The sequence below is a fragment of the Streptomyces sp. NPDC058751 genome, from assembly GCF_042746485.1.
Classification (GTDB): Bacteria; Actinomycetota; Actinomycetes; order Streptomycetales; family Streptomycetaceae; genus Streptomyces.
The window spans coordinates 1-7,217 of record NZ_JBHYPZ010000090.1; the positions used below are offsets into that span (position 1 = coordinate 1).

Genomic DNA, 7,217 nt, shown 5'->3' on the forward strand with positions numbered 1-7,217 from the left:
GTCTTGCGTTTCCGACTCTATCAGACCGTTTCCGTATCCGATTTCCCCGGCGCTTTCCAGGTTCCCGCTTCCGCGTTTCCCTTTCCGGCGAGTCCGACTCTATCAGATCCTTTCGGGCCTGACTCCCAGTCGGCGGGTTTTGCCTTCCAGCCTTTCAGCGCTTTCGCGTTTCGCGGCCTTTCGACATTCACTACGTTAGCCGATTCCCTCGGCGACTCATAATCGAGCTCCGCGGGTTCGAATTCAGACATGCGGGCACGCCGAATAAGACCCTGTCACGGGGAATCGCAGGTAGTGGTTTGGCCGCTCTCGGCTGCTGGCTGAACGCCGTAACCGGTTCAAGCGGCTCGGGCTACATTACGGATCGCCAAGGGGCGCGTCAAGTTGAACCGCGGCGGGGCGCACGGGCCCTGTGCGGACTCACCGTCGGATCGTCGGTGGTCCGGAAACACCGGAGGTGAACGCCTCCGTCGCCGGAGACCCCGGTACGCAGACCGTCGCGTACCTGGTCGGAGGGTACGGGTGACCCCCTGAGCAGTGTCAAGGGTGAATCCTCGGGACCGCGGGCGTCCACGCCGTCGAGCGATCGGCCCACCCCCGGGACCGTCGGGAGGCACGCCGGCCCTTTGGCCGGTTCCTTGTCGTATCGGGCCGAGAGCCGACGTTTACGGGCGAGGTTCACCTGGTCGTCGGCGAGCCGCGAGCGGGGCGTGCAGCGGCTCAGGCTCCGGCGGGCGGCCTGGCTCTCGGGCTCAGCCTGTACGCCGAGACCGTCGGGTCACCGGCGAGATAGAAGCGGTGCTGCCAGTCGTGGGCTTTGCTCACGCCCACCCGAGGACCGACCCGGATGAGCGTGGCGGGCACCCGCTCGCCCTCGGACAGCGCGACCGGGCCGCCTGTCAGCAGGGCCGTGCCGTTGTGCTCCGCCGTGATGCCGAGCGCTCGGCAGAAGTTCCCCGGTCCCCGCGCGAGACGCGGCCTCTCGACCTTGTCCCCTCGCCGCTCACGGGCCAACTCTTCCCCTTCGACGACCCTGCCCGCCCGGATGAGGACGGCCGAGGCGATGCCGTCCACCCCGGTGACGATGTTGGCGCACCAGTGGAGTCCGTGGGACCGGTAGACATACAGGTGTCCCGCGGGTCCGAACATGACGGCGTTCCTGGCCGTCCTGCCGCGGTAGGCGTGGGAGGCGGGGTCGGCCGAACCGGAGTACGCCTCGGTCTCCGTGATGGTGATGCCGACGGTGCCCTCGGGCGTCTCGTGGGTGAGGACGGCACCGAGCAGCTCGGGGGCGACTTCTTCGGCCGGTCGGGCGAGGTCGATCGAGTTCATGCCGGCCGCCTTGCCCTGCGTGGGTGAAGCAGACGTGCACATGACCGGGCGGGCCGGTCGGGGAAGTCCCGCGTCGGGGGCGTACGGTCAGGAGCCGCGATCATGGCGTACGAGCGTAGTCCCTCCGTGCTCACCGGCGCGGTGGAGTCCGGAACCGTTCGGAGCAGTCCGACGGATGCGTGTCTGCGGGGTGGCCAGGGGTCCTTTCCCTTGGAAGGGTGGGGACGCGGAACCGGCCGGGGCCGGATCGCGTTTGTAGGGATCAAAGGATCCAGACAGGCAGAGGACGAACAGGCATTGCCTGGGGAGGAAGTGACGACATGGGGTTCAAGCGGCTGCTTGCGAGCTTGGGGGCCGGTGGGGCTTCGGTCGAGACGGTGCTGACGGAGGCCAACACCGTTCCGGGCGGCGTCGTCCAGGGTGAGGTGCGGATCCAGGGTGGTTCGGTCGACCAGTCGATCGAGGGTCTGTCGGTCGGCCTGCAGGCCAAGGTCGAGGTCGAGGGCAACGACCAGGAGTACAAGCAGGACATCGAGTTCACGAAGCTGCGCCTCGGAGGGGCCTTCCAGCTCCAGGCCGGCGCCGTGCACACGGTCCCGTTCGGTCTCGAGATCCCGTGGGAGACGCCGATCACCATGATCGACGGACAGGCCCTGCGCGGGATGAACATCGGTGTGACCACCGAGCTGGAGATCGCCCGCGCCATCGACTCGGGTGACCTCGACCCGATCAACGTGCACCCGCTGCCGGCGCAGAAGGCCATCCTCGACGCCTTCATCCAGCTGGGCTTCCGCTTCAAGAACGCGGACATGGAGAAGGGCCACATCCGCAACACGCGTCAGCGGCTGCCGTTCTACCAGGAGATCGAGTTCTACCCGCCGTCGCAGTACCGCGGGCTGAACCAGGTGGAGCTGAGCTTCGTCGCCGACGACCACGCGATGGACGTCATCCTGGAGATGGACAAGAAGCCGGGTCTGTTCAGCGAGGGCAGCGACTCCTTCCGCTCCTTCCAGGTCGGCCTGCACGACTTCCACGGCACCGACTGGGCCGGATACCTGAACCAGTGGCTGTCGGAGGTCGGCAGCAAGCGCAGCTGGTTCTAGGCTCGACGCACGGATTCCGCCGTTCAGGAGGTATTGACGTGACCGAGCTCAAGAGGCCGCCGCTTCCGCACGACTTCCATCCGCCGGTGCCGGCGTTCACGCTCACCAGCGCGGACGTGGAACCGGGCGCGGTGCTGAAGGACGCGCAGGTCCACGCGGTGGGGAACACCTCGCCGCAGCTGAGCTGGGAAGGCTTTCCGCCGGAGACCAAGAGCTTCGCCGTGACGTGCTTCGATCCCGACGCCCCGACGGGGAGCGGGTTCTGGCACTGGGTGCTGTTCGACGTCCCGGTCTCGGTGACGGAGCTGCCCACGGGTGCGGGCGGCGGAAAGTTCGAGGGTCTTCCCGACGGTGCCGTCCACGTGCGGAACGACTACGGGTCCCGGGACTTCGGCGGCGCGGCGCCGCCGGCCGGGGATCCCGCGCACCGGTACGTCTTCACCGTGTACGCCGTGGACCAGGAGAAACTAGGCCCCGACGCGGACGTGTCGCCCGCCGTGGTGGGCTTCAACCTCCGGTTCCACACGCTGGCGCGTGCCCAACTGATCGGTGAGTACGCGGCTCCCGCCGCAGACTGACGTTCACCGAACGTTTGCCCGCCCCTGGTCATGGAAGTGATCAGGGGCGGGCACTTTTTTATTGCGTTGTCCATCTCGGCGTGCCCGGCCAGAGTTGATCCCAGCCCGCCGTCGGGGGGCCGGTGCGCAATGGAGGTGGGCTGGATGCGGGACACGCTGGTACTGAACGCGAGCTTCGAGCCGCTGTCGACAGTGACGTTGAACCGAGCCGTCGTTCTGGTGCTGCAGGACAAGGCCGTAGTCGAACAGGCCCATCCCGAACTGCGCATGCGCGGTGCCGCGCTGGACATACCCGTGCCCCGGGTGATCAGGCTCTGCCGGTACGTCCGGGTGCCGTTCCGAAGACAAGCGCCGTGGTCGAGGCGGGGTGTGCTGGTACGCGACCGGCACCGGTGCGCGTACTGCGGGCGCCGGGCCACGACCGTGGACCACGTCGTGCCCCGGGCCCAGGGTGGTCAGGACTCGTGGCTGAACACCGTGGCCTCCTGCGCCGAGGACAATCACCGCAAGGCCGACCGTACGCCGGAGCAGGCCCAGATGCCCTTGCTGCGACAACCGTTCGAGCCGACTCCCGCGGACGCCATGCTGCTGGCGCTCGGCCAGGACGAGTTCGACGCGCTGCCCGAGTGGCTGGCCCAGCCGGCCGCGTAGCGCGTAGGACATGACGAAGGGGCCCACCTCCGCGGGAGGTGGGCCCCTTCGTCGTACCGTCGTGGCGTCAGTCCGTGATGGACGGCTTCTCGCGGCGCTCGGTGCTGCCGCCGGAGCCTCCCGCGGGGCTTCCGTTGCCCGAACCGCCGCCCAGTCCGCCGAAGTTGCCCATGGCCCCGCTGAGACCCTTGAGGGCGTCGCCGATCTCGCTGGGGACGATCCAGAGCTTGTTGGCGTCGCCCTCGGCGATCTTCGGGAGCATCTGGAGGTACTGGTAGGAGAGGAGCTTCTGGTCCGGGTCTCCGGCGTGGATGGCCTCGAAGACCGTACGGACGGCCTGGGCCTCGCCCTCGGCGCGCAGGGCCGCGGCCTTGGCCTCACCCTCCGCGCGCAGGATCGCGGACTGCTTCTCGCCCTCGGCGGTGAGGATCTGGGACTGGCGGATGCCTTCCGCGGTGAGGATCGCGGCGCGCTTGTCACGGTCGGCGCGCATCTGCTTCTCCATCGAGTCCTGGATGGAGGTGGGCGGTTCGATCGCCTTCAGTTCGACGCGGTTGACGCGGATGCCCCACTTGCCGGTGGCCTCGTCGAGGACGCCGCGCAGGGCCGCGTTGATCTCCTCGCGGGAGGTCAGGGTCCGCTCCAGGTCCATGCCGCCGATGATGTTGCGCAACGTGGTGACGGTGAGCTGCTCGATCGCCTGGATGTAGCTGGCGACCTCGTACGTCGCGGCGCGCGCGTCGGTGACCTGGTAGTAGATGACGGTGTCGATGTTGACGACCAGGTTGTCCTGGGTGATCACCGGCTGCGGCGGGAACGGCACGACCTGTTCGCGCAGGTCGATGCGGTTGCGGATCGAGTCTATGAACGGGACGACGATGTTGAGGCCGGCGTTCAGCGTCCGCGTGTAGCGGCCGAACCGCTCGACGATGGCCGCGCTGGCCTGCGGGATGACCTGGATGGTCTTGATCAGGGCGATGAAGACCAGCACCACCAGAATGATCAGGACGATGATGATCGGTTCCATCGATGCTCCCCGTACCCTTCTCCACTCGGCAATTGCGAAAGATCTTATGGGTGTTGAAGATCTTGCTGGTCGAGTCTGACAGAACGTCGTCTGCCACGTGGGGCGTTCGGTTCACTTGCGTTGTACGAGGTCACATGACGATCGCCGTCGCTCCGTCGATGTCCACGACATCGACCTCCTGGCCCACCTCGTACGCCTGGGCGCCGTCGAGGGCGCGCGCGGACCAGATCTCGCCGCCGAGCTTGACGCGGCCGCCGCCCGAACCGTCCACGCGCTCCGTGACGATGGCCTGTTTGCCCTTCAACGCCTCGATCCCCGTGGCGAGTTCGGGGCGCTGGGCTCGGTGCCGGGCCGCGATGGGACGTACGACGGCGATGAGCGCGACCGACACGACGACGAAGACGAGCACTTGGACGACGACACCGCCGCCGAGTCCCGCGGCGACCGCGCCCGCGACGGCGCCCACCGAGAGCATGCCGAACTCGGGCATCGCGGTCACCACGAGCGGGATGCCGAGTCCGGCCGCACCGATCAGCCACCACACCCATGCGTTGATGTCGTCCACGTGGTCATGGTAGGACCGCGGCCCCCCGGCGGACAGAGCGCACGATCGCGTCGGACACTCCGGTCGAGGGGTGCGCGGGTGCGCGGGCGGTTCAGCCCATCGGCAGGCCCTGCGCGGTCCAGCGGTCGCCGACCTGCTCGACGACGAGGGGGAGGCCGAAGCAGAGGGAGAGGTTGCGCGAGGTGAGTTCGAGTTCCAGCGGGCCCGCGGCGAGCACCTTGCCCTGGCGGATCATCAGGACGTGGGTGAAGCCCGGGGCGATCTCCTCGACGTGGTGCGTGACCATGATCATGGAGGGGGCGATCGGGTCGCGGGCGAGCCGGCCGAGACGGCGCACGAGGTCCTCGCGGCCGCCGAGGTCGAGGCCCGCCGCGGGCTCGTCGAGGAGCAGCAGCTCGGGGTCGGTCATCAGGGCGCGGGCGATCAGGGTGCGCTTGCGCTCGCCCTCGGAGAGGGTGCCGAACCTGCGCTCCAGGTAGTCGCTCATGCCGAGGCGGTCGAGGAAGGCACGGGCGCGCTGCTCGTCGATGTCCTCGTAGTCCTCGTGCCACCCGGCGGTCATGCCGTACGCGGCGGTGAGGACCGTCTGGAGGACCGTCTGGCTCTTGGGGAGCTTCTCCGCCATCGCGATACCGGCGATGCCGATGCGCGGGCGCAGCTCGAAGACGTCGACGTGGCCGAGGGTCTCGCCGAGGATCGTGGTGGTGCCCGTGCTGGGGAAGAGGTAGCTGGAGGCGACGTTCAGGAGGGTCGTCTTCCCGGCGCCGTTGGGGCCGAGGATGACCCAGCGCTCCCCCTCCTTGACCGACCAGGAGACCTGGTCCACCAGAGCCCGGCCCTCGCGGACCACGGATACGTCCACCAGTTCCAGTACATCGCTCATGAGCGCGTTGTCTCCCATTGCAGTCTCGGCCGTCGCTTACGTCTGTGGACGAAGCCCCCAGGGAAAACCTACGCCACCGGTCGGCCACACCGACCCATCGCCCGGTCCTTAGGGTGGGGACATGCTCTCGGAACCACGCTCAGGACTGCTGGCCGCATGGGGAAATGCCCTATTGGCCGGACTTGTTTCTCCGGATGACGCCGTGCTCGCGATCGTCGGGGACGACGCGGTGCACCGGGTCGAAGGGCTGCCCGGCGAGTCGGGGCCCGTCGGGCTCACGCTCGCCCTCGGCCGGCTGCGCAGACTCGGAGTGACCGGTCTGCGGGTGGCGCTGCCCGCGCCCGGGCATCCGCTGGGGCTCAGCGGGCCGCCCGAGTTCAACGCGCGCGCCCTCGACGCGGAGGAGGCCGTGGTCTGCCACGGCTCGGCGCTGGGGCTCGTGCCCGAGGTGTACGAGGCCGGGCCCGCAGGTGACGTGCACGTCGAGGTCGTGTGGCACTGCCTCGCCGTGCGTGAGGCGCCGCCGGCCGACGTGCCCTCGCTCGGGGAGGCCGAGCGGGAGCTGGCGGAGGCGCTCCGGGAGGCGACGGAGGTGCTGTCCCGGCTGGACGTGGCCGGGTCGGGGCCGGTCGCGGCGGCGGCGATCGACGCGTACCGGGCCCGGGCGGAGCGGGGGCGGGAGGCGCTGGCCCCCGGGTACCCGCCGCGCGCGGTCCGCGTGCTGGAGCTGGCTCAGCGGGTCGGGGCGCTGGTCTCCGTGGCGTACGAGAGCGGGCACGGTGGCGCGGTGAGCGCGTCGGAGATGGCCGCGCGGGCCGAGGCCCTGCGTCCGGTGGAGCGGACGGCCCGGCGGGCGCAGGTGGCCGCGTACAACGCCTTCGTGGAGGAACGGGAGCGGGGGGCGCGCTGACGTCGCGGGTTCGGCTCCGGTGGGTGGGGCGGGGCCGTGCGGGGTCGCTCGCGCTGGCGTCGCCGGTTCGGTGCCGGTGGGGGGGGCGGGGTCGTGCCGGTACATCCGCCCGTCGCCGTTGGACGGAGAGGTGACCGTCGGTGGCGACGGGCATCTGATGTACCGGCA

General features: G+C 69.4%; 8 protein-coding genes and 1 pseudogene. 4 read left to right on the forward strand and 5 right to left on the reverse strand.

Features of this window, described 5'->3' with window-relative positions:
- Window positions 1-379: 379 nt before the first annotated feature.
- Window positions 380-676: pseudogene (locus ACFW6B_RS40845) on the reverse strand (3-methyladenine DNA glycosylase); the annotation flags it as partial.
- 44 nt (window positions 677-720) lie between these two features.
- Window positions 721-1,332: a DNA-3-methyladenine glycosylase gene (locus tag ACFW6B_RS40850; RefSeq protein WP_386604970.1), complete on the reverse strand. Its 612-nt coding sequence runs from the start codon at window positions 1,330-1,332 to the stop codon at window positions 721-723.
- A 320-nt stretch (window positions 1,333-1,652) separates the two neighbouring features.
- On the opposite strand from ACFW6B_RS40850, the gene ACFW6B_RS40855 reads away from it, so the two are divergent.
- The 3 genes from ACFW6B_RS40855 (at window position 1,653) to ACFW6B_RS40865 (ending at window position 3,664) form a co-directional block, all read left to right on the forward strand.
- Complete coding sequence (locus ACFW6B_RS40855) at window positions 1,653-2,435, forward strand: sporulation protein (RefSeq protein WP_386604972.1); 783 nt, start codon at window positions 1,653-1,655, stop codon at window positions 2,433-2,435.
- Window positions 2,436-2,473: 38 nt separating this feature from the next.
- Window positions 2,474-3,013, forward strand: a complete 540-nt coding sequence (locus ACFW6B_RS40860) for a YbhB/YbcL family Raf kinase inhibitor-like protein (RefSeq protein WP_386604975.1) — start codon at window positions 2,474-2,476, stop codon at window positions 3,011-3,013.
- 144 nt (window positions 3,014-3,157) lie between these two features.
- Window positions 3,158-3,664: an HNH endonuclease gene (locus tag ACFW6B_RS40865; RefSeq protein WP_386604977.1), complete on the forward strand. Its 507-nt coding sequence runs from the start codon at window positions 3,158-3,160 to the stop codon at window positions 3,662-3,664.
- 67 nt (window positions 3,665-3,731) lie between these two features.
- Here the strand turns inward: ACFW6B_RS40865 and ACFW6B_RS40870 are convergent, their stop codons facing one another.
- The 3 genes from ACFW6B_RS40870 to ACFW6B_RS40880 form a co-directional block, all read right to left on the reverse strand.
- Window positions 3,732-4,691 (reverse strand): SPFH domain-containing protein, encoded by a 960-nt coding sequence (locus ACFW6B_RS40870; protein WP_386604979.1) that lies wholly within the window; start codon window positions 4,689-4,691, stop codon window positions 3,732-3,734.
- 130 nt (window positions 4,692-4,821) lie between these two features.
- Complete coding sequence (locus tag ACFW6B_RS40875; RefSeq protein WP_386604982.1) at window positions 4,822-5,256, reverse strand: NfeD family protein; 435 nt, start codon at window positions 5,254-5,256, stop codon at window positions 4,822-4,824.
- A 91-nt stretch (window positions 5,257-5,347) separates the two neighbouring features.
- Entirely contained in the window at window positions 5,348-6,139 is a 792-nt protein-coding gene (locus tag ACFW6B_RS40880) for an ABC transporter ATP-binding protein (protein WP_386604984.1), read from the reverse strand.
- Window positions 6,140-6,260: 121 nt separating this feature from the next.
- Here ACFW6B_RS40880 and ACFW6B_RS40885 point away from each other — a divergent pair, with 121 nt between their 5' ends.
- Complete coding sequence (locus tag ACFW6B_RS40885) at window positions 6,261-7,049, forward strand: hypothetical protein (RefSeq protein WP_386604986.1); 789 nt, start codon at window positions 6,261-6,263, stop codon at window positions 7,047-7,049.
- The last annotated feature ends 168 nt before the right edge of the window (window positions 7,050-7,217 follow it).